Source organism: Bacillus sp. FSL K6-3154 (assembly GCF_040869395.1).
Lineage (GTDB): Bacteria > Bacillota > Bacilli > Bacillales > Bacillaceae > Bacillus > Bacillus safensis.
Window position 1 is genome coordinate 3,331,046 of record NZ_CP152033.1, and the last position, 23,105, is coordinate 3,354,150.

Annotated in this window: 18 protein-coding genes; all 18 read left to right on the forward strand. The window is 42.2% G+C overall.

What is annotated here, in order from left to right; all coding sequences use genetic code 11:
- The first annotated feature begins 1 nt into the window (after position 1).
- On the forward strand, positions 2 to 2,029 hold the full coding sequence (locus MHH61_RS17220; RefSeq protein WP_044330605.1) for a chemotaxis protein CheA: 2,028 nt from the start codon (positions 2 to 4) through the stop codon (positions 2,027 to 2,029).
- Between the two features lie 24 nt (positions 2,030 to 2,053).
- A complete protein-coding gene (locus MHH61_RS17225; protein ID WP_024424157.1) occupies positions 2,054 to 2,515 on the forward strand; it encodes a chemotaxis protein CheW in 462 nt (153 codons plus the stop codon).
- 12 nt (positions 2,516 to 2,527) lie between these two features.
- Positions 2,528 to 3,154 (forward strand): chemotaxis protein CheC, encoded by a 627-nt coding sequence (locus MHH61_RS17230; protein ID WP_024426988.1) that lies wholly within the window; start codon positions 2,528 to 2,530, stop codon positions 3,152 to 3,154.
- Positions 3,154 to 3,654, forward strand: a complete 501-nt coding sequence (locus MHH61_RS17235; protein ID WP_024424155.1) for a chemotaxis protein CheD — start codon at positions 3,154 to 3,156, stop codon at positions 3,652 to 3,654. The genes MHH61_RS17230 and MHH61_RS17235 overlap by 1 nt, the downstream gene beginning before the upstream one ends.
- A gap of 24 nt (positions 3,655 to 3,678) precedes the next feature.
- Positions 3,679 to 4,446, forward strand: a complete 768-nt coding sequence (locus MHH61_RS17240; protein WP_024424154.1) for a FliA/WhiG family RNA polymerase sigma factor — start codon at positions 3,679 to 3,681, stop codon at positions 4,444 to 4,446.
- Between the two features lie 21 nt (positions 4,447 to 4,467).
- Positions 4,468 to 5,007: a hypothetical protein gene (locus tag MHH61_RS17245; RefSeq protein WP_024424153.1), complete on the forward strand. Its 540-nt coding sequence runs from the start codon at positions 4,468 to 4,470 to the stop codon at positions 5,005 to 5,007.
- Positions 5,008 to 5,162: 155 nt separating this feature from the next.
- Positions 5,163 to 5,897 carry a 30S ribosomal protein S2 gene (rpsB, locus tag MHH61_RS17250; RefSeq protein WP_024426991.1) on the forward strand — a complete coding sequence of 245 codons (735 nt, stop codon included), beginning with the start codon at positions 5,163 to 5,165 and terminating at the stop codon, positions 5,895 to 5,897.
- Positions 5,898 to 5,988: 91 nt separating this feature from the next.
- Positions 5,989 to 6,870: a translation elongation factor Ts gene (tsf, locus tag MHH61_RS17255; RefSeq protein WP_024424151.1), complete on the forward strand. Its 882-nt coding sequence runs from the start codon at positions 5,989 to 5,991 to the stop codon at positions 6,868 to 6,870.
- Positions 6,871 to 7,004: 134 nt separating this feature from the next.
- Positions 7,005 to 7,727 carry a UMP kinase gene (gene pyrH, locus MHH61_RS17260; RefSeq protein WP_008344767.1) on the forward strand — a complete coding sequence of 241 codons (723 nt, stop codon included), beginning with the start codon at positions 7,005 to 7,007 and terminating at the stop codon, positions 7,725 to 7,727.
- A gap of 1 nt (position 7,728) precedes the next feature.
- Complete coding sequence (gene frr / locus MHH61_RS17265; RefSeq protein WP_024424150.1) at positions 7,729 to 8,286, forward strand: ribosome recycling factor; 558 nt, start codon at positions 7,729 to 7,731, stop codon at positions 8,284 to 8,286.
- 130 nt (positions 8,287 to 8,416) lie between these two features.
- Positions 8,417 to 9,199, forward strand: a complete 783-nt coding sequence (locus tag MHH61_RS17270; RefSeq protein WP_024424149.1) for an isoprenyl transferase — start codon at positions 8,417 to 8,419, stop codon at positions 9,197 to 9,199.
- A 12-nt stretch (positions 9,200 to 9,211) separates the two neighbouring features.
- Positions 9,212 to 10,006 (forward strand): phosphatidate cytidylyltransferase, encoded by a 795-nt coding sequence (locus MHH61_RS17275; protein ID WP_024424148.1) that lies wholly within the window; start codon positions 9,212 to 9,214, stop codon positions 10,004 to 10,006.
- A 39-nt stretch (positions 10,007 to 10,045) separates the two neighbouring features.
- Positions 10,046 to 11,197 carry a 1-deoxy-D-xylulose-5-phosphate reductoisomerase gene (dxr, locus tag MHH61_RS17280; RefSeq protein ID WP_024426992.1) on the forward strand — a complete coding sequence of 384 codons (1,152 nt, stop codon included), beginning with the start codon at positions 10,046 to 10,048 and terminating at the stop codon, positions 11,195 to 11,197.
- Positions 11,198 to 11,203: 6 nt separating this feature from the next.
- Complete coding sequence (gene rseP / locus MHH61_RS17285) at positions 11,204 to 12,469, forward strand: RIP metalloprotease RseP (RefSeq protein ID WP_087975441.1); 1,266 nt, start codon at positions 11,204 to 11,206, stop codon at positions 12,467 to 12,469.
- Positions 12,470 to 12,549: 80 nt separating this feature from the next.
- Complete coding sequence (locus MHH61_RS17290) at positions 12,550 to 14,247, forward strand: proline--tRNA ligase (protein ID WP_125586779.1); 1,698 nt, start codon at positions 12,550 to 12,552, stop codon at positions 14,245 to 14,247.
- A gap of 133 nt (positions 14,248 to 14,380) precedes the next feature.
- The gene (locus MHH61_RS17295) at positions 14,381 to 18,634 is read left to right on the forward strand and encodes a PolC-type DNA polymerase III (protein ID WP_235046683.1); all 4,254 of its coding nucleotides are present in this window, start codon (positions 14,381 to 14,383) and stop codon (positions 18,632 to 18,634) included.
- A 425-nt stretch (positions 18,635 to 19,059) separates the two neighbouring features.
- Positions 19,060 to 20,910 (forward strand): glycoside hydrolase family 9 protein, encoded by a 1,851-nt coding sequence (locus MHH61_RS17300; protein WP_024426995.1) that lies wholly within the window; start codon positions 19,060 to 19,062, stop codon positions 20,908 to 20,910.
- A 32-nt stretch (positions 20,911 to 20,942) separates the two neighbouring features.
- Positions 20,943 to 23,048 carry a glycoside hydrolase family 48 protein gene (locus MHH61_RS17305; protein ID WP_073205200.1) on the forward strand — a complete coding sequence of 702 codons (2,106 nt, stop codon included), beginning with the start codon at positions 20,943 to 20,945 and terminating at the stop codon, positions 23,046 to 23,048.
- Positions 23,049 to 23,105 lie beyond the last annotated feature (57 nt).

Sequence of the window (23,105 nt, forward strand, 5' to 3'; positions counted from 1 at the left end):
GTTGGATGTAAACCAATACTTAGATATCTTTTTAGATGAAAGCAGAGAACACTTACAAACTTGTAATGAAAAACTTCTTGATTTAGAAAAGAACCCAACCGACTTGCAGCTAGTGAATGATATATTCAGAGCGGCTCATACATTGAAAGGCATGAGTGCAACGATGGGCTTTGATGATATGGCTCACTTAACGCATCATTTAGAAAACATGTTTGATGCTATCCGTAATGAACAAATGATTGTCACTCCTGAGTCAATGGATACGATGTTCGAAGCACTCGATCATCTTGAAGCAATGGTTCAATCGATTGCAGAAGGAGGAGACGGGAAACGCGATGTCACAGAGATTAGTAAAAAGCTAGATGTGACAGGAAGCCATGCTGAGGCAGCTTCAAGCGTTGAAACAGCAGATGCATCAGCTGCTGCTAATGACTTAGATTATAACGAATTTGAACGAACGGTTCTTGATGAAGCGAGAGAGCAAGGCTTCAAATGCTATGAACTCAACGTGACATTAAGTGAAGCGTGCTTACTAAAAGCCGTTCGTGTCTATATGATTTTTGAAAGATTAAATGAAGCAGGCGAGGTTGTCAAAACCGTTCCAAATGCAGAACTGTTAGAATCAGAAGATTTTGAATCTGAATTCAGCATTTCTTATCTTTCTAAACAGCCGATGGACGAAGTACAGAAAATCGTTACGGCGATCTCAGAGGTTGAGAAGGTTGAGATCTCTGAAGTCTCCGCATTTGAAGAAGCAGCTCCAGCTGAAAAACAAGAGACGCAGCCTGAACAGAAAAAAGAAGAAGTATCCGTTCCTGCTGCGAAAGCGCCAGCAAATGATGCGCCAAAAGCAAATGGCAATAACGGTGCAGCTGCCGGCGGAACGAAAACAATTCGTGTCAACATCGACCGTCTTGATTCTCTTATGAATCTATTTGAAGAACTTGTGATTGATAGAGGCCGATTAGAACAGATTGCGAAAGAACTAGAAAATAACGAACTCACAGACACAGTCGAAAGAATGACTCGTATTTCTGGAGACCTGCAATCAATCATCCTGAACATGAGAATGGTACCTGTGGAAACTGTCTTTAACAGATTCCCGCGTATGATTCGTCAATTGACGAAAGAGCTTAATAAGAAAATTGAGCTTATTATTGAGGGTGCTGAGACGGAGCTTGATCGAACAGTGATCGACGAGATTGGTGATCCGCTCTTGCACTTACTCAGAAACAGTCTAGATCACGGTATTGAATCACCAGAAGAACGTGTGAAAAAAGGCAAGCCGGAAAAAGGTACGGTTCTATTAAAAGCGTACCATAGCGGAAACCATGTCTTCATTGAAGTAGAAGATGATGGCGGCGGAATTAACCGTAAAAAGGTGCTTGAAAAAGCATTAGAGCGCGGGGTTATCACAGAAAGAGAAGCAGAAACACTTGAAGATCATCAAATTGATTCATTGATCTTTGCAGCAGGATTCTCTACAGCTGATACGATTTCTGACATCTCAGGCCGCGGTGTAGGTCTTGACGTTGTGAAAAACAAGCTGGAATCACTTGGCGGATCTGTAAGCATTAACTCAACAGAAGGACAAGGTTCACTATTTTCGATCCAGCTTCCGCTTACATTATCGATTATTTCCGTTCTTCTTGTAAAACTAGAAGAGGAAACATTTGCGATTCCGATTTCTTCTATTATTGAAACGGCTGTCATTAAGAAAAGTGACATCCTGCAAACGCATGATCGTGAAGTGATTGATTTCCGCGGATTTATCGTACCGGTCGTGTACTTGAAGAAACAATTCCACGTACCAAATGCGAATGAATTAGAGGAAGAACTGCACATCATTGTTGTTCGTAAAGGAGACAAGCTGACAGCATTTGTGGTCGATTCATTTATTGGTCAGCAAGAGGTTGTATTGAAATCACTAGGAGATTATCTGCCAAACGTATTTGCGATATCCGGCGCAACGATCCTAGGTGACGGTCAAGTTGCACTCATCGTTGACTGTAATGCACTGATCAAGTAAAAAACAATAGAGGAGCGGTCTGAAATGAGTACAGATATCAAAACTGGCGAAAAGATGATTGTGTTTATCGTAAACAAAAAAGAATACGCCATTTCAGTATCAGAAGTAAAGTCCATTGAAAAATGGCAGCAGCCGACAAGAGTTCCTGGCGTTGCCCCTTATATATGCGGTGTTATTAATTTACGCGGTGTCGTGACACCTGTCATTGACCTGAGAGTCAGACTTGGTTCTACTGACAACGAAATTACAGATGAAACAAGAATGATCATTGTACAAGTTGGTGACATTGAAGTCGGCTGGATTGTTGATGAAGCAAATGATGTCATAACCGTTCATCAGGAAGAAGTAGAATCTTCTCCTGAATCAGCTGAAAAAGAAGGACAGTCATGGGTGACAGGTATCATTAAGCATGATCAGCGTCTTTTCAATATCATTCATGCCGGTGCTGTCCTCGACAAGAGCGTTCAAGGTGCACCTGTTCATTAAGGGGGATGTGAAATGAGCATTTTCAACGAAATTAAAGATGAACAGCTAGATATTTTAGGAGAGGTTGGGAATATCGGGGCAGGCCACGCAGCGTCTGCTCTTGCCAACCTATTGGATCGAAAAATCGATATGGCTGTTCCTTTTGTCAAGGTTCTCTCGTTTGAAGATTTAATGGATTTCTTTGGCGGTGCAGACCTTCCTGTTGCAAGTATTTTCCTGCGAATGGAAGGGGATTTAACCGGCTCAATCTTTTTCATTACGCCGTTTGAGCAAGCAGAGCAATTTGTAAGAGAGCTTGTCCAGGATCCGGCATTTGATATTGATACGATTCATGAACATGAGATGGGGACGTCAGCACTTCATGAACTTGGAAATATTTTAGCGGGCTCTTATTTATCAGCCCTTGCCGATTTAACCAAATTGCAGCTTTACCCAAGTGTTCCAGATGTCACGCTCGATATGTTCGGGGCTGTCATTAGTGAAGGGTTGATGCAATTCAGTCCTCTTGGGGATCAGGCGATTGTGATTGATACATCTATTTTTGATGATCAAAATAAGCAAGAGCTGAAAGGAAATATGTTTCTATTACCAGACTTTGAATCGTTCGAAAAACTATTCAAAGCATTAGGTAACCTATAATGAACGTGCAAATTCCGGCAGTTGTAAAGGTTGGTATTGCGGATGTTCAGCTTGTTAAATCACCGGACCGCATTCGGACATCCGGTCTTGGTTCCTGCGTAGGGCTTGTCTTGTTTGATCAAGACAAAAAGCTGGCAGGCCTTGTCCATGTTATGCTTCCAGATTCCTCTCTTTCAAAAGGGGCGGTGGAGAACTTGGCTAAATATGCAGATACAGGTGTCAAGCATACAATTGATCTGCTCTTAAAAGCAGGCGCACGCAAACATGCGCTAAAGGCAAAACTTGCTGGCGGAGCGGAAATGTTTAAGTTTAAGTCAACCAATGATCTAATGAGAATTGGACCTAGAAACGTTTCAGCTGTAAAAGAACATCTGTCTCTTCATCATATCCCGATTATTAGTGAGGATACAGGCGGAAACAGTGGCCGCACGATCGAATTCGATCCGCTTACGGCAGAGCTTGAGATCCGTACTGTGAAGCAAGGCATTATGAAGATATAACTAAGGAAGTATAGGGGGATAAAGATGCAATCCTTAAATTACGAAGATCAGGCGCTATGGGCTAGATGGAAAGAGTGGAAAGACCCAGCTGCTGGAGATGATCTTATGCGCCGCTATATGCCGCTCGTCACATATCATGTTGGAAGAATTTCCATCGGTCTCCCGAAGTCAGTGCATAAAGAAGACTTGATCAGTCTAGGGATGCTCGGTTTATATGATGCCCTTGAAAAATTTGATCCCGGAAGAGATCTGAAGTTTGATACATATGCATCCTTCAGAATCCGCGGGGCCATTATCGACGGTCTTCGTAAAGAGGACTGGCTGCCTCGTACATCAAGAGAAAAAACAAAAAAAGTAGAAGCGGCTATTGAAAAGCTTGAACAGCGTTATTTGCGTAATGTGACGCCGACAGAGGTGGCTGAGGAACTCGGCATGAGTGAACAGGATGTCGTCACAACGATGAATGAAGGATTCTTTGCAAATCTGCTCTCAATTGATGAGAAGTTGCATGATCAAGAAGACGGAGAGAACGTCCAAGTCATGATTCGCGACGAGAAGTCTGTGACTCCAGAAGAGAAAATGCTGAAAGATGAATTAATTGAACAGCTTTCTGAAAAAATCACAGAGCTTTCAGAAAAAGAAAAGCTTGTGATCAGTCTTTTCTATAAAGAAGAACTGACATTAACGGAAATCGGTCAAGTGCTCAATTTATCTACTTCGCGCATTTCGCAAATTCATTCAAAGGCCTTGTTCAAGCTTAAGCATCTGCTTGATAAAGCCATTCAATCTTAAAGAGTTAGTGAGTGAAAAAATATGTTATGGCTGATTAGCTTCATGCTTCATGCTGCACTTATTTATTTTGTGATTATTTTATATACGAGAATGAATTCGCTGAAGGCAACAGAACAAAAGCAGCGAGAACTTCTAGAAGAAACGGAAAATACCCTGGCTGCATTTTTGATGGAGGTCAAAGAAGAGAATGACAAACTATCAAAAGTGGCAGCCGCTTCCCCTGATTTTTCTGCTGAAGAGCTGAAATCGGATCTTCAGACACCAAAGCAGCCACAACCACCAATTGAATCCCAGCAATCGGTCGAAAGTGAAGATCCCGTACCAGAGCACCTGTCGGCTCTCCTTAGCGAAGTTGAGGTGCAGGAAGAGAAGGTAAACGAACCCGTTCCACAACTTGAAACAGAGGCTTCTCTGCCTTCTAAAAGTGAAATAGAAGAAACATTCGAGGACCAAGTGAAGACCCTATATGATGAAGGGCGGTCACTAGAAGAAATAGCGAAAGAAATGAAAACTGGCAAGACAGAAATCGAGCTTTTATTAAAATTTAGCGGAAAGCTGTAAAGGATTCTTGATTGTCAGTCCATCATGTGTTATATTATTTCTTGGTGTTAAATACACACGCTTAATGATTCGTATAAAGGTGCTGCCGTGGCGCAGTTTTATGTGAACATGACTTAAGCGGAGGAAAAAAAACCATTATATTAGGAGGCAACAAAATGTCAGTTATTTCTATGAAACAATTGCTAGAAGCTGGTGTTCACTTCGGTCACCAAACTCGCCGTTGGAACCCAAAAATGAAGCGTTACATCTTTACAGAGCGTAACGGTATCTACATCATCGACCTTCAAAAAACGGTGAAAAAAGTAGAGGAAGCATACAACTTCACGAAAAACCTTGCTGCTGACGGAGGAAAAATCCTTTTCGTTGGTACGAAAAAGCAAGCACAAGATTCAGTGAAAGAAGAAGCAATCCGTTCTGGTATGTTCTATGTGAACCAACGCTGGCTTGGTGGAACTTTAACAAACTTTGAAACAATCCAAAAACGTATTAAACGTTTAAAAGATATTGAAAAAATGCAAGAAAACGGTACATTCGAAGTTCTTCCTAAGAAAGAAGTCGTTCAACTGAAAAAAGAATTAGAGCGTCTTGAAAAATTCCTAGGCGGAATCAAAGACATGAAGAGTCTTCCGGATGCACTTTTCATTATCGACCCTCGTAAAGAGCGTATTGCAGTTGCAGAAGCTCGTAAATTGAATATCCCAATCATCGGTATCGTTGACACAAACTGTGATCCAGACGAAATTGATGTTGTGATCCCTGCAAACGATGATGCAATCCGTGCTGTAAAACTTCTAACTGCTAAAATGGCAGATGCGATTCTTGAGTCTAAACAAGGCGAAGAAGAAGCTGTTGTAGAAGAAACGACAGAAACTGAAACAACAACTGCGTAACCTATTCAAAAGGTGATAAGAGGGAAATGCCTTTTATCACCTTTTTTTCACCTAGTAATCCGTGTTTTAACATAGAAGGAGGAAATGTAAAATGGCAATTACTGCTCAATTAGTTAAAGAACTGCGTCAAAAAACTGGTGCAGGTATGATGGACTGTAAAAAAGCGTTAACAGAAACTGATGGTGACATCGAGAAAGCAATCGACCTTCTAAGAGAAAAAGGAATCGCAAAAGCTGCGAAAAAAGCAGACCGTATTGCGGCAGAAGGATTAACTCTTATCAAAACTGACGGCAACACAGGCGTGATCCTAGAAGTGAACTCTGAGACTGATTTCGTTGCGAAAAACGAAGGATTCCAAGCACTTCTTAACGAACTTGCTGATCATTTGCTTGCTGCTAAACCTGCAACACTTGAAGAAGCTCATGCTTCTAAAATGGAAAACGGTTCAACAGTTGAAGAGCATATCACATCTGCAATTGCGAAAATCGGAGAGAAAATCACTCTACGCCGTTTCTCTGTCATCACAAAAGAAGATAATGCTGCATTCGGTTCTTACCTGCACATGGGCGGACGTATCGGTGTGTTAGCTGTTCTTAACGGAACAACTGACGAAGAGCTTGCAAGAGACATCGCAATGCACGTTGCAGCTGTAAACCCTAAATACATTTCTCGTGACCAAGTGTCAGAAGAAGAAGCAAACCGTGAGCGTGAAGTATTAACACAGCAAGCGCTTCAAGAAGGAAAGCCTGAAAACATCGTAGCTAAAATGGTAGAAGGCCGTCTAAACAAATTCTTCGAAGAAATTTGCTTACTTGACCAAGCGTTCGTTAAAAACCCAGATGAAAAAGTGAAACAAGTTGTAGCTGCGAAAAACGCAACTGTTCAAACTTATGTTCGCTATGAAGTGGGCGAAGGTATCGAAAAACGTCAAGACAACTTTGCTGAAGAAGTTATGAGCCAAGTGAAAAAATAATGTTTGAAAAGCTCTCTGGGGCTTTTTTAGGGAGCACAAGCACTGTGTTCCCTATTTTTTAGAGGATATTGATTTACAAAAGGCAGTTTCTTACGCATAATAAGAGACGGTATAGTATACACTTGGAGGTTATCATGAGCAAACCGAAATATAATCGCATTGTACTGAAGCTAAGTGGCGAAGCACTAGCGGGTGATGCTGGAAATGGAATTAACCCAACTGTCATTCAATCAATTGCAAAGCAAGTAAAAGAAATTGCAGAGCTTGATGTTGAAGTTGCAGTCGTTGTAGGCGGAGGAAACCTTTGGCGCGGGAAGACAGGCAGTGATCTAGGAATGGACCGTGCAACAGCAGACTACATGGGGATGCTGGCAACAGTGATGAACTCACTGGCGTTACAGGACAGCCTAGAAACGCTTGGCATTCAGTCTAGAGTGCAAACCTCTATTGAAATGAGACAGGTTGCAGAGCCATACATAAGAAGAAAAGCGATCCGTCATCTTGAGAAGAAACGTGTCGTCATTTTTGCTGCTGGAACAGGGAATCCTTATTTTTCTACAGATACTACAGCAGCACTTCGAGCAGCAGAAATTGAAGCAGATGTCATTTTAATGGCGAAAAATAATGTAGATGGTGTCTACAGTGCTGATCCTCGTACAGATGCGGATGCAGTAAAATATGATAAGCTTTCATATCTTGATGTACTTAAAGAAGGGCTTGCTGTAATGGATTCTACTGCGTCCTCATTATGTATGGACAATGACATTCCATTAATCGTCTTCTCCATTATGGAAGAAGGAAATATTAAACGTGCCGTAAACGGCGAATCAATCGGAACGATCGTGAGGGGGAAATAACGTGTCAAAAGAAGTGTTGAACCAAACGAAAGAAAAAATGGAAAAAGCCGTACAAGCGTACGGACGTGAGCTTGCAACTGTTCGTGCAGGCCGTGCGAATGCTTCACTGCTTGATAAAGTGACAGTGGATTATTACGGTGCACAAACACCGCTTAACCAAATTGCGTCGATCACAGTGCCAGAAGCACGTATGCTGATTATCACACCTTACGATAAAACAGCAATCGGTGATATCGAAAAAGCGATTCAAAAGTCTGATCTTGGCATCACGCCAACAAGTGACGGAAATGTGATCCGTATTGCGATTCCTGCGCTAACTGAAGAAAGACGTAAAGAGCTTGTAAAAGTAGTAAAAAAATACTCAGAAGAAGCAAAAGTAGCTGTTCGTAACGTGCGTCGTGATGCAAACGATGATTTGAAAAAGCTTGAGAAAAATGGGGAGATCACTGAAGATGAATTAAGATCATCGACAGAGGATGTTCAAAAATTGACAGATGAATATGTCGCTAAAATTGATGACGTGACGAAAGATAAAGAAAAAGAAATCATGGAAGTTTAAGAAAAAACTATGTACAATAGATAATAGTGAAAAGACCCTCTTCATGTTTACAGGGGGTTTTTTTGTTAATACTGTTGATGACTATATTATTTAGCGGGAACGCAACCTTTTTGGGTGATGGAGGAATCTCATGCTCAATATACTCAAAAATTGGAAGAATCAGCAAACAGCAGCTTCCAACTTAGAAAGCCTGACAAAAGAAGACATATTAAATGGAGAAATTCCTGAACATATCGCCATTATCATGGATGGGAACGGAAGATGGGCGAAAAAACGTGCTCTTCCACGGGTAGCAGGTCATCATGAAGGAATGAAAGTCGTCAAGCGCATGACAAAGCTTGCAAATGAGCTGAATGTCAAAGTGCTGACTTTGTATGCTTTCTCTACGGAAAATTGGAAACGTCCAAAACTAGAAGTAGACTTTTTAATGAAACTTCCTGAAGAATTTTTAAACATCTACCTGCCTGAACTCATCGAGGAGAATGTCCGTGTGCGTTTAACAGGTGATCCAGACGGCCTCCCGCAGCATACGAAAAAAGCGGTAGAGAACGCAGTAAAGAGTACGGCGAATAACGACGGGCTCGTTTTAAACTTTGCGCTCAACTATGGAGGGCGCACAGAAATCGTCTCCGCATGCAGACAAATTTCTGAAAAGGTCAAAGAAGGTAAGCTTCGAGCAGAAGACATCACAGAAGAGATGTTTTCAGCTTATTTAATGACAGAATCTCTTCAAGATCCGGATTTGCTCATTCGCACGAGTGGAGAAATTAGATTAAGCAACTTTATGCTTTGGCAAATTGCGTACAGCGAGTTTGTCTTTACGGATGTGCTTTGGCCTGACTTTTCTGATGAGCACCTTATAGGCGCTATCGGAGAGTACCAGCGCCGCGGCCGGAGGTTCGGTGGAATTTAGAGGGTGGTGCAGATGAAACAAAGAATTTTGACGGGTGTTTTGGCAGCTGCAGTCTTTTTGCTTGCAGTTATATATGGACAGATGCCATTTACCCTGCTGATTTATTTAATGGGAAGTGTCGCTCTCTTTGAGCTTTTAAGAATGAAAAAGATCTCGATTTTCAGCTTTCCTGGTATTGTCAGCTTAATATTGCTTTGGCTTTTAATGGGCGGAGACAACAGCTTCTTCCCAAACGTGGACGCATCAAAAATGCAGATTGCTTTATTTGCAGTCTTAATACTTTTAACTTATACAGTTTTGAGCAAAAACTCTTTCACTTTCGATGAGGTTGCTTTTGTTGTATTAGCCACATTATATATTGGCGTTAGTTTCTATTATTTTATCCAAATTAGAGGCTTATATGGCATGAGTGCGATCTTCTTCGCAGCAGTGATTATTTGGTCTACTGACTCAGGAGCCTATTTTATTGGAAAATCTATGGGGAAACGAAAGCTTTGGCCAGAAATCAGCCCAAACAAAACAGTAGAAGGATTTATCGGCGGAATCGTCACAGCGGTCGTGTTGTCACTTGTGTTTCAGGCGGTTACAGGATTTTTGCCATCATATCTGCTTGTGATGTTTATTACTCTTTTACTCAGTATCTTTGGACAGCTAGGCGACCTTGTTGAATCTGCTTTAAAGCGTCATTATCACGTGAAGGATTCAGGGACAATTCTCCCTGGCCATGGCGGGATTTTGGACAGGTTTGACAGCTTTTTATTCGTTCTGCCGTTTTTATACTTACTGCTCGCAACGTTTGCCAGCTAACCTCATAGAAACTTATTGAACGAGAGAAGGAGTGGCAATTTGAAATATATTTCGCTATTAGGCGCAACAGGATCAATTGGAGAACAAACGTTAGATGTGATCAGTCAGCACCCGGACAAGTTTAAGCTGAAAGCCATGACATTTGGCAGAAATATAGCAAAGGCGATTCCGATCATTGAGCACTTTCAGCCTGAATTCGTCGGCTGTGTAGACGAAGAAACCTATCACATGCTAAAAAATCATTCATTTGCATACGATGTGAAGCTGGCTGCTGGTGATGAAGCCAACATCGAGGCAGCGACCTATGATGCAGTGGACGTAGTGGTCAATGCACTTGTAGGAAGTGTTGGACTTGTTCCAACATTAAAGGCCATTGAACAAAAAAAGACGATTGCTCTCGCAAATAAGGAAACACTTGTGACAGCTGGTCATATAGTAAAAGAGTACGCTAAAACATATGATGTACCTTTACTTCCTGTCGATAGTGAGCATTCCGCTATTTTTCAATGCCTGCAAGGTGAACAAGCTAAAAATATTGAACGTTTAATCGTGACAGCTTCAGGTGGTAGTTTCCGAGATAAAAAACGAACTGAACTTGAAGGTGTTACGGTTGAAGAAGCGCTGAACCACCCGAACTGGTCGATGGGAGCGAAAATCACCATTGATTCAGCGACGATGATGAATAAAGGGCTCGAGGTGATCGAGGCACATTGGTTGTTTGATATCCCTTATGAACAAATTGATGTGCTGCTACATAAAGAGAGCATTATCCATTCGATGGTGGAATTTCACGACAAAAGCGTCATGGCTCAGTTAGGGACACCTGACATGAGAGTGCCTATTCAATATGCACTCACATACCCTGACAGGGCGCCGTTACAAGAAGCGAAATCATTGAACCTTTGGGAGATTGGACAATTGAATTTCCAAAAAGCGGATTTTGACAGGTATCGCTGCTTACATTTTGCTTATGAATCAGGTAAAATAGGAGGGACAATGCCTGCTGTACTTAATGCAGCAAATGAAATGGCAGTCGATGCATTTCTGAAAGGCAAAGTAACGTTCCTGCAAATTGAAGAATTGATTGAAAAGGCACTAATCAGACATCATGTGATTTCAACGCCTAGTTTGCAAGATATCCATGAAGTGGACAAAGATACACGAGACTTTGTTCAATCAATCCTCACATAAGGTGGTATGTTCGTGAATACAGTGATTGCGTTTATTATTATTTTTGGAACGCTCGTTTTTTTCCACGAGCTTGGCCATTTAATTATGGCGCAGCGCGCGGGGATTTTATGCCGCGAGTTCGCAATTGGTTTTGGGCCGAAGATTTTCTCCTTTAAACGAAAAGAAACCGTTTATACCATTAGACTTCTCCCTATTGGCGGATTTGTTAAAATGGCTGGAGAGGACCCTGAAGTTATCGAAATTAAACCAGGTCATACAGTGGGGCTCTTATTCAATGAGCAAAATGAAGTAGAAAAGATCATTTTAAATGATAAAGAAAAATATCCTGATGCACTTGTCATCGAAGTTGAGCAGATTGATTTAGATCATGCTATGAGAATCTCGGGATATGAAGCTGGAAATGAAGATATTCTGACTGGCTACAATGTCAGTCAAACAAGCTTCTATATTGCAGATGGTGAAGAAATTCAAATCGCACCATACAATCGTCAATTTGGTTCAAAAACAGTTTGGCAGCGAATTAAAGCCATCGCAGCTGGACCGATTATGAACTTTATCCTGGCGTATGTGATTTTGGTTGCTTTAGGTTTTATTCAAGGGGTAACCGTTGATGATCCTGTACTCGGTAAGCTGACGAAAGACGGCCGGGCGGCTGAGGCTGGACTCATGCAGGGAGATCACATCGTGTCCATTAACGGCGAGAAAATGAATTCTTGGACAGACGTCGTTCAAACTGTTCAAAAGAACCCTGAGAAAAAAATGAATGTCGTCATTGACCGAGACGGCAAAGAAAGCACTGTGCAGGTTGTACCAGAAGCTGTAAAAGCAGATGGGAAAAGCATTGGCCGTTTCGGATCATATCCGCCAACGGAAAATGGATTTTTGAAAGTTATTTCATCTTCTGGAACAACTGTCATTTCAACGGCAGGTCTGATCTTAACGAATTTGCAAAAAATTGTCACAGGACAATTTTCACTAGACATGTTAGCAGGTCCTGTTGGAATTTATGACATGACAGGAGAAGTAGCCAAACAAGGTGTGTTAACATTAATGCAGTTTGCGGCGTTCCTCAGTATCAACCTAGGCATCGTGAATTTGTTACCGATTCCTGCATTAGACGGAGGACGTTTACTATTCTTATTTGTTGAAGCCATTCGCGGTAAACCAATTAATCGTGAGAAGGAAGCACTTGTTGTCTTTATCGGTGTTGCTTTCCTCATGCTGTTAATGTTAGTGGTAACGTGGAATGACATTCAGCGGTTATTTTTATAAAAACCATTCTCTCTTGTTTCTCATTCCGGGAAACAAGAGTTTTTGTGAGAAGTCCTATTTCATAAATGAGGTGTAACGACATGAGACAATCCCTGACTTTCATTCCAACTCTTCGAGAGGTGCCGGCAGATGCTGAGGCAAAAAGCCATCAACTCTTAGTAAGAGCTGGGTTTATTAGACAAAATACAAGTGGAATCTATCATTATCTGCCGCTTGCGCATAAAGTCATTCAGCATATTCAATCGATCGTCCGCAAGGAAATGGAAAAGGCAGGCGCAGCTGAGCTGTTAATGCCAGTGCTGCAGCAGGCAGAAATGTGGCAAGAGTCAGGAAGATGGTATACATACGGTCCAGAACTGATGCGTATGAAGGATCGCCATGGCCGCGAATTTGCGCTTGGCCCAACCCACGAAGAAGTGATCACATCACTAGTACGCAGCGAAGTGAAATCGTATAAGAAGCTTCCTTTAACTTTATATCAAATTCAATCAAAATTCCGTGATGAACAGAGACCACGCTTTGGACTGCTGCGCGGACGTGAATTTATCATGAAGGATGCATACTCATTCCATTCTTCACCAGAAAGCCTTGATGAGACATACAACAAAATGTTTACGGCTTACTCTAATGTGTTCTCAAAAGTGGGTCTCAATTTTAGACCAGTCATTGCAGATTCTGGGGCAATGGGAGGAAAAGATACGCATGAGTTCATGGCGCTTTCAGAAGTCGGAGAGGATACCATCGCTTATTCTGATACTTCCTCATATGCTGCAAACATTGAAATGGCTGAGGCTGTATATCACGGAGAAGAAGCAAATCCTGCGGACTTCAAAGAACTTGAAAAAGTCCACACACCGCAAGTGAAAACCATTCAAGATGTGGCTGGATTTTTAGAAGTTGACCCTTCTGCTTGCATTAAATCTGTTTTGTTTAAAGCAGATGATGCGTATGTTCTGATCCTTACTAGAGGTGATCATGAAGTAAATGATGTGAAAGTGAAGAACTTGGTAGGAGCACAGCTTGTCGAGCTTGCTTCACACGAAGAAGTGCTAGAAGTCATTGGAACTGAGCCTGGATTTGTTGGACCTGTTAAACTAGAAGCAGAAGTCGATATTTATGCGGACCTTGCTGTGAAGGGAATGACAAATGCTGTCGCTGGTGCAAACGAAGCGGATTATCATTATGTCAATGTCAATCCTGCACGTGACGTGTCAGTAAAAGAATTCACAGATCTTCGCTTGATTCAAGAAGGAGATGTTTCTCCAGATGGGGAAGGCACAATCCAGTTTGCAAAAGGGATTGAAGTAGGACAAGTCTTTAAACTGGGCACTCGTTATTCTGAGTCGATGGATGCAACGTACCTCGATGAGAATGGTCGTGCGCAGCCAATGATTATGGGCTGCTATGGCATCGGCATCTCTAGAACACTGTCAGCGATTGTTGAACAGCATCACGATGAGAAAGGAATCATTTGGCCGGAAACAGTGGCACCATATGACCTTCACCTCCTTGCATTAAATATGAAAAACGATGCGCAGAAAGAACTGGCTGAAACGTTGTACGAGCGATTAGAAGATGAAGGTTTCGACGTACTTTTCGATGACCGTCAGGAGCGTGCAGGAGTAAAATTTGCAGACAGTGATTTAATTGGACTGCCAATTCGTATTAGCTGCGGAAAACGTTCAGAAGAAGGTATAGTAGAAGTGAAGTTTAGAAAATCAGGTGAATCACATGAAGTATCTGTTGATGATCTGATTTCATTTATACGCCAAGCATAAAACGAACAAAAAAATGAAGGTACCTCCTGTAGAAAAGAGGTACCTTTCTGATTGACAAAAGGAGGGTCCTGTCTTGGATGAACAATTACCGATCACACGGCGGCAATTTCATATATTACTCAATCAGATTCAAATGACAGATGATGACCTCAGTCGTTACTTTGAAGAAGGAGAAATCGTCAAATTGACGGTGCATAAGGCGACGAAAACTTGGCATTTCCTTTTTAAATTTAAGGCGCTTTTGCCTTACAAAGTATACGCCATGTTTCTCAGCAGGCTGACAAATGCATTTTCACATATTGCACAAATCACTTGTACGATTGAAGTGAGTGATCCGCACATATCTGAAGAACTCGTGCAATCGTACTGGTCACATTGTGTGGAAGAACTTCAAGGAATTTCTCCCCCAATCATCAGCTTGCTTCAGCAGCAAAAACCATCGCTGTCTGGACATAAAATCATCATTAAAACGAAAAGCGAAACAGAGGCACTCGCTATTAAGAAGAAGTACAGCCCAATGCTCCAGGCCGCATTTAAACAAGTGGGCTTTCCAGAGCTGCAATTCGATACAGAAATTTTTGTATCAGATCAAGAGATTCAGAAGTTCAGAGAACAAAAGCTTGCTGAAGATCAAGAAAGAGCCATGCAAGCCCTCACTGAGATGGAGAAGAAAGAAAGTGAGGAGCAGAATGAAGCTCCGTCAGGCCCTCTGATGATTGGCTATCAAATCAAAGACAATGAAGAAATTCGTACGCTTGATAGTATCATGGACGAGGAAAGAAGAATTACCGTTCAAGGCTACGTATTCGATGCAGAAACGCGTGAGCTGAAAAGCGGGAGAACGCTTTGTATCTTTAAGATCACAGATTATACAAACAGTATTTTGATCAAAATGTTTGCAAGAGAAAAAGAAGATGCACAGCTGATGAAATCATTGAAAAAAGGCATGTGGGTGAAAGCAAGAGGAAGCATTCAAAATGATACGTTTGTCAGAGATCTTGTCATGATCGCTAATGATGTCAATGAAATGAAACCGCAGTTGAAAGAAGATACAGCACCTGAGGGTGAAAAACGTGTGGAGCTTCATTTACATTCCCCTATGAGCCAAATGGATGCTGTCACTGGCATTGGCAGACTTGTTGAACAAGCAAAAAAATGGGGACATGAAGCAATTGCCCTGACAGATCATGCCGTTGTACAATCCTTCCCAGATGCGTATGCAGCAAGTAAAAAGCATGGTATCAAAATGATGTACGGTGTGGAAATCAACTTAGTAGACGACGGGGTACCGATTGCATATAACCCAGAGCACCGCTTGTTAGAGGATGCGACGTATGTCGTATTCGACGTCGAGACAACTGGACTTTCAGCTGTTTATGACACGATCATTGAGCTTGCAGCAGTGAAAATAAAAGGCGGGGAAATTATTGACCGCTTTGAGGCATTTGCAAATCCCCATCACCCGTTATCAGCGACCACCATCGAATTAACAGGTATCACCGATGATATGGTGAGAGATGCACCAGATGTCGTCGACGTCGTACGGGATTTCAAAGAATGGATTGGACAAGATATCCTTGTTGCGCACAATGCGAGCTTTGATATGGGCTTTTTAAATGCAGCGTATAAACGCCTGTTAAAAACAGATAAAGCGTCAAACCCTGTCATTGATACACTTGAACTTGGCCGGTTCCTTTACCCAGAATTTAAAAATCACCGGCTGAACACCCTTTGTAAAAAGTTTGATATTGAACTGACGCAGCATCACCGGGCGATTTATGATGCAGAGGCGACAGGCTATCTCATGCTGAAAATGCTAAAAGATGCGGCTGAAAAAGAAATTGCCTATCACGATCAATTGAATGAAAACATGGGGCAGTCGAATGCTTTCCAGCGCTCACGTCCTTACCATGCGACTTTGATTGCTCAAAATGAGACAGGTCTTAAGAATTTATTTAAGCTTGTTTCACTTTCTCATATTCATTATTTCTACCGGGTCCCGCGTATTCCGCGCTCTCAGCTTGAGAAATATCGAGAAGGTTTAATTGTTGGGTCTGCTTGTGATAAGGGTGAGGTATTTGAAGGAATGATGCAAAAGTCACCTGATGAGGTGGAAGACATTGCAGCATTTTATGACTATTTAGAAGTACATCCGCCAGAAGTGTATCAGCACCTGCTGCAGCTTGAGCTTGTTCGAGATGAACGTGCGTTAAAAGAAATCATCACAAATATTGTCAAGCTTGGCGAAAAGCTGAATAAACCAGTTGTGGCGACAGGAAATGTACATTACCTGCATCCAGAGGACAAAATTTATCGTAAAATCTTAATTTCATCACAGGGTGGAGCGAATCCGCTGAACCGCCATGAACTGCCAAAAGTTCATTTTAGAACGACAGATGAAATGCTCGAAGCCTTCTCCTTCCTAGGAGACGAAAAAGCGAAAGAGATCGTCGTAACAAATACGCAAAAAGTATCTGAGATGGTCGAAAGCATTAAACCTATTAAAGATGATCTTTACACACCAAAAATTGAAGGTGCAGATGAAGAAATACGGGAAATGAGCTATCAAATGGCGCGCAGCATCTACGGAGATGATTTGCCGAAAATCGTAGAAGACCGCATCGAGAAAGAATTAAAAAGTATTATCGGTCATGGCTTCGCCGTTATTTACTTAATCTCTCATAAGCTCGTAAAAAAATCACTTGATGATGGATATCTCGTTGGTTCAAGGGGATCTGTCGGCTCATCTCTTGTTGCGACATTAACAGAGATTACTGAAGTGAATCCACTTGCACCTCATTATGTATGCCCAAGCTGTAAGCACTCTGAGTTCTTTAATGACGGATCTGTTGGTTCAGGCTTTGACCTTCCTGATAAGGACTGTCCAGAATGTGGAGCGCCGTATAAAAAAGATGGCCATGATATTCCGTTTGAAACGTTCTTAGGTTTTAAAGGAGACAAAGTCCCTGATATTGACTTGAACTTCTCAGGCGAATATCAGCCGATCGCACATAACTATACGAAAGAGTTGTTCGGTGAAGATTATGTATACCGAGCAGGTACGATTGGTACCGTTGCAGAAAAAACAGCATATGGTTACGTAAAAGGCTATGCAGGGGATCATAACCTTCATATGAGAGGCGCTGAAATCGACCGGCTTGTACAAGGCTGTACAGGAGTAAAACGGACAACAGGCCAGCATCCAGGCGGGATTATCGTTGTGCCTGATTATATGGACATTTACGATTTCTCACCTATTCAATACCCAGCAGATGCGACAGGTTCCGATTGGAAGACGACACATTTTGATTTCCATTCGATCCATGATAACTTGTTGAAGCTGGATATTCTTGGGCACGATGATCCAACGGTCATTCGTATGCTTCAAGATTTAAGCGGAATTGATCCAAAAACGATTCCAACAGATGACCCTGAAGTCATGAAGATTTTCCAAGGGACAGAGCCACTAGGTGTCACAGAAGAGCAAATTGGCTGTAAAACAGGCACACTCGGTATCCCGGAATTTGGGACAAGATTTGTTCGGCAAATGCTAGAGGATACAAAACCAACGACTTTCTCAGAGCTTGTTCAGATTTCTGGACTATCACACGGTACGGATGTTTGGCTCGGAAATGCGCAAGAGCTCATTCACAATAAAACGTGTGAACTAAGTGAAGTAATTGGGTGCCGTGATGATATTATGGTCTATCTCATCTATCAAGGCTTAGAGCCGTCACTTGCCTTTAAAATCATGGAATCTGTTCGTAAAGGAAAAGGACTTCCTCCTGAATGGGAAGAAGAAATGAAGAATAATAATGTACCAAACTGGTATATTGATTCTTGTAAAAAAATCAAATACATGTTCCCTAAAGCCCACGCGGCTGCTTATGTGTTAATGGCTGTTCGTATTGCTTATTTCAAGGTGCATCATGCACTCCTGTACTATGCGGCTTACTTTACCGTTCGTGCGGATGACTTTGATATTGAAACGATGACAAAAGGATCGAATGCGATTCGAGCCGTAATGGACGATATTAATTCAAAAGGTTTAGATGCATCACCGAAAGAAAAGAACCTATTAACTGTACTAGAGCTTGCCCTTGAAATGTGTGAAAGAGGCTACCACTTCAAAAAAGTTGACCTTTACCGCTCAAGTGCAACAGAGTTTATCATTGATGGAGACGGATTAATACCGCCATTCAACTCCATCCCCGGCCTCGGTACAAACGTTGCGTTAAATATTGTCCGCGCGCGGCAAGATGGGGAATTCCTCTCAAAAGAAGATTTACAAAAACGCGGAAAAGTGTCGAAGACCATCCTTGAATATTTAGATCGTCAAGGCTGTTTAGAAGCACTTCCTGATCAAAACCAGCTTTCTTTATTTTAATGTGATAAATAAGAGCGCCCTAAAAGGGCGTTCTTTTCTTTATATACAATAATTTTATTATGTTAACTAATAAAGATTTCTTATCAATTGGAATTATTTTCTTATTCCTTCATATATCTTGATTTAGCGTGATGTTTTAAGAGAAGAGATTGTATGTCATTCTTTCTACCCAAATAGAGCTCAAAAGAGAATTTCGCCGTCTGAAATGTTCTCAAGCGACATATGATCATTCTGGGTACAGTCAGAAGGAGAATCAAGAGAAAACCTTCGATGAGCGTAAAGCTGATTGCTGTTTACTATGCTTATTTTTGAAACATATTTGATTCTTTTCAAAACTGTACAGATCACGAAACGAAGGATAGAAAGGAGGCGGTTGCGTCTATTGATCAATTTTTCACTAAAAAGAAGGGGTGAGCAATAGAGAAATGGCATCTTACAACTATGTAGAGGTTTTACAAAAATCCATGCTGTTTTATGAAGCGCAGCGGTCAGGCCGGCTTCCGGAAAGCAATCGTCTTAACTGGCGGGGAGATTCTGGACTAGAGGACGGGAAGGATGTTGGGCATGACTTAACTGGCGGCTGGTATGATGCAGGAGATCATGTGAAATTTGGACTTCCGATGGCTTACTCAGCAGCCGTGCTTGCATGGACAGTATATGAATACCGGGAAGCTTATGAAAAAGCAGAATTGCTTGATGAGATCTTAGATCAAATCAAGTGGGCAACAGATTATTTTTTGAAAGCACATACAGGACCGAATGAATTTTGGGCGCAAGTAGGTGATGGAAACGCCGATCATGCTTGGTGGGGGCCAGCAGAAGTGATGCCGATGAACCGGCCAGCTTTTAAAATTGATGAACATTGTCCTGGCACAGAAGTAGCTGCACAAACTGCGGCGGCTTTAGCAGCAGGTTCTATCATTTTTAAAGAAACAGATGCGTCCTATGCAGCAAAGCTTTTAACACACGCCAAACAGCTATATGCATTTGCTGACAAGTATCGCGGCAAATATACTGATTGTGTCACCAATGCGCAGCCATTTTACAACTCCTGGAGCGGCTATGTTGACGAACTTATTTGGGGTGGAATCTGGCTGTACTTGGCGACAAATGAAGAAACCTATTTAAACAAAGCATTAAAAGCGGTAGAGGAATGGCCGAAGGATTGGGATTATACGTTTACCATGTCATGGGACAATACTTTTTTTGCTTCACAAATCTTACTAGCAAGAATCACGAAAGAAAACAGATTTATAGAATCGACAGAGCGCAATCTTGATTACTGGACCACAGGTCTTGTTCAAAATGGAAAAGTAGAAAGAATCACCTATACGCCTGGCGGCTTGGCATGGCTGGATCAATGGGGTTCACTTCGTTATGCCGCCAATGCAGCATTTTTAGCCTTTGTCTATGCTGATTGGGTATCTGATCAAGAAAAGAAAAATCGATACCAATCGTTTGCGATTAAGCAAACTCACTATATGTTAGGTGATAATCCGCGGAATAGAAGCTACGTCGTTGGGTTTGGCCAGAATCCGCCGAAGCACCCGCACCACCGTACTGCACATGGCTCATGGTCTAACCAGCTGACAAATCCTCCATCTCACCGGCACACTCTTTATGGAGCGCTTGTAGGGGGTCCTAATGCACAGGATCAATATGATGATGACATCTCTGATTATATATCTAACGAGGTGGCGACCGATTATAATGCCGCCTTTACTGGAAATATCGCCAAAATGGTGCAACTGTTTGGTGAAGGGCAATCAAAGCTGCCAAATTTCCCGCCTAAAGAACAAGTGGAGGATGAGTTTTTTGTAGAGGCAGCTGTGATGCATAACGATACAACATCTACTCAAGTGAAAGCAGTGTTGTACAACAGGTCCGGCTGGCCGGCAAGAAGCAGTCAAACACTATCTTTTAGATATTACGTCAATCTGAGCGAGGTCTTTGCAAAGGGATTCACTGAAAAGGATATTCAAGTGACAGCAGCCTACAATGAAGGCGCTTCCTTATCGCCTTTAAAAGTATATGACGCATCAAGCCGCGTCTATTTTGCAGAAATCGATTTTACGGGCGTAGCTATTTCTCCTAGAGGAGAATCTGAGCATAAGAAGGAAATACAATTTCGATTATCTGCTTCAAATGGGTCGAATATATGGGATGCCTCAAATGATTATTCCTATCAAGGATTAACATCCAATATGCAAAAAACAACAAAGATTCCCGTCTTTGACGATGGTGTTTTAGTATTTGGCACACTTCCAGACAAATAAAAATCAACGATTTTATTGAAAGGGTGAAGGACTTGTCAAACAAAGAACGGTTTTTAACGCTTTATCATCAAATCAAAAGCGATGCGAATGGATATTTTTCACCAGAAGGAATTCCGTATCATTCAATCGAGACACTCATTTGTGAAGCACCTGATTACGGGCATATGACAACTTCAGAAGCATATAGCTATTGGCTGTGGCTTGAGGTGCTGTACGGACATTACACAGGGGACTGGAGCAAATTAGAGGCAGCTTGGGACAATATGGAGAAGTACATCATCCCAGTCAATGAAGATGGAAATGATGAGCAGCCGCATATGAATGCTTACAATCCGTCCAGCCCAGCCACATACGCAGCAGAGAAACCATTTCCGGATCAATACCCAAGCCAGTTGACCGGTGCTCGTCCTGCTGGTCAAGATCCAATTGATAGTGAATTGAAATCAACCTATGGGACGAATGAAACGTATTTAATGCACTGGCTCCTTGACGTAGATAACTGGTATGGCTATGGCAACTTGCTCAACCCATCACATACAGCCGCCTATGTGAACACATTCCAGCGTGGTCCGCAAGAATCTGTGTGGGAGTCCATCCCTCATCCATCACAGGACGATAAATCTTTTGGTAAGCCGAATGAAGGCTTTATGAGTTTGTTCACAAAAGAAAATCAAGCTCCAGCTGCCCAGTGGCGCTATACGAATGCGACGGATGCTGATGCGCGCGCGATACAAGCGATGTATTGGGCAAAGGAGCTCGGCTATAATCGGTCAGCTTATCTTGATAAAGCGAAAAAAATGGGGGATTTCCTCCGTTACGGTATGTACGATAAATATTTTCAAACGATTGGAAGCGGGAAGCAGGGGAATCCGTATCCTGGAAACGGAAAGGGTGCCTGTCATTACTTAATGGCATGGTATACCTCTTGGGGCGGAGGACTTGGGGAGTATGCAAACTGGTCATGGCGTATCGGAGCGAGCCATTGTCATCAAGGATATCAAAATCCTGTCGCTGCTTATGCTTTATCCTCAGATAAAGGAGGCTTAAAGCCATCTTCAGCAACAGGAGCAAGCGATTGGGAAAAAACACTAAAGAGACAGCTTGAATTTTACGTATGGCTTCAATCGAAAGAAGGAGCCATAGCAGGAGGCGCAACCAATAGCTGGAATGGAGACTATAGCGCTTATCCAGCAGGAAGAAGTACTTTTTATGATATGGCATATGAAGATGCACCTGTTTACCTTGACCCGCCTTCAAATAACTGGTTTGGAATGCAGGCGTGGCCAATGGAGCGCGTAGCAGAGCTTTATTATATTTTTGTAAAAGATGGCGACAAAACATCTGAAAATGTCCAAATGGCCAAATCTGTCATAACAAAATGGGTCAGCTATGCCTTAGATTACATTTTTATCGGCAGCCGTCCTGTGTCAGATGAAGAGGGTTATTTCTTAGATGAACAAGGACAGAGAATTCTAGGAGGAACGAATGTTTCGGTTGCTACAACAAGTGCGCCTGGAGAGTTTTGGCTTCCTGGAAATATTGCTTGGAGCGGACAGCCTGATACTTGGAATGGGTTCCAGTCTGCAACAGGAAATCCAAATTTAACAGCTGTAACTAAAGATCCGACTCAGGATACGGGCGTATTAGGAAGTCTAGCCAAAGCTTTGATATTCTTTGCTGCAGCCACAAAGCAGGAAACAGGTGATTATACAGCGCTTGGTGCAAGAGCGAAAGATGCAGCCGCGCAGCTCCTAGAGGTTGCATGGAATTACAATGATGGCGTCGGCATAGTGACAGAGGAAGATAGAGAAGACTATGACCGTTTCTTTAGAAAAGAAGTGTATTTCCCAAATGGATGGAACGGGACATTTGGTCAAGGAAATCAGATTCCTGGAGCCAGCACCATTCCTTCTGACCCGCAACGAGGAGGGAATGGGGTCTATACGAGTTTTGCTGATCTTCGTCCGAAGATTAAACAAGATCCAGCATGGTCTTCACTCGAAAGTAAATATCAGTCTTCATTTAATGAAGCTACAGGCAAATGGGAGAATGGCGCACCAGTTTTCACTTATCACCGCTTCTGGTCTCAAGTGGATATGGCCACTGCCTATGCTGAATACCATCGTCTGATCAACTAAGAGGTTAAAAGCAAGCTGCCGGCTTCTAGCCGGCAGTTTGAATAGGTAATATGAATC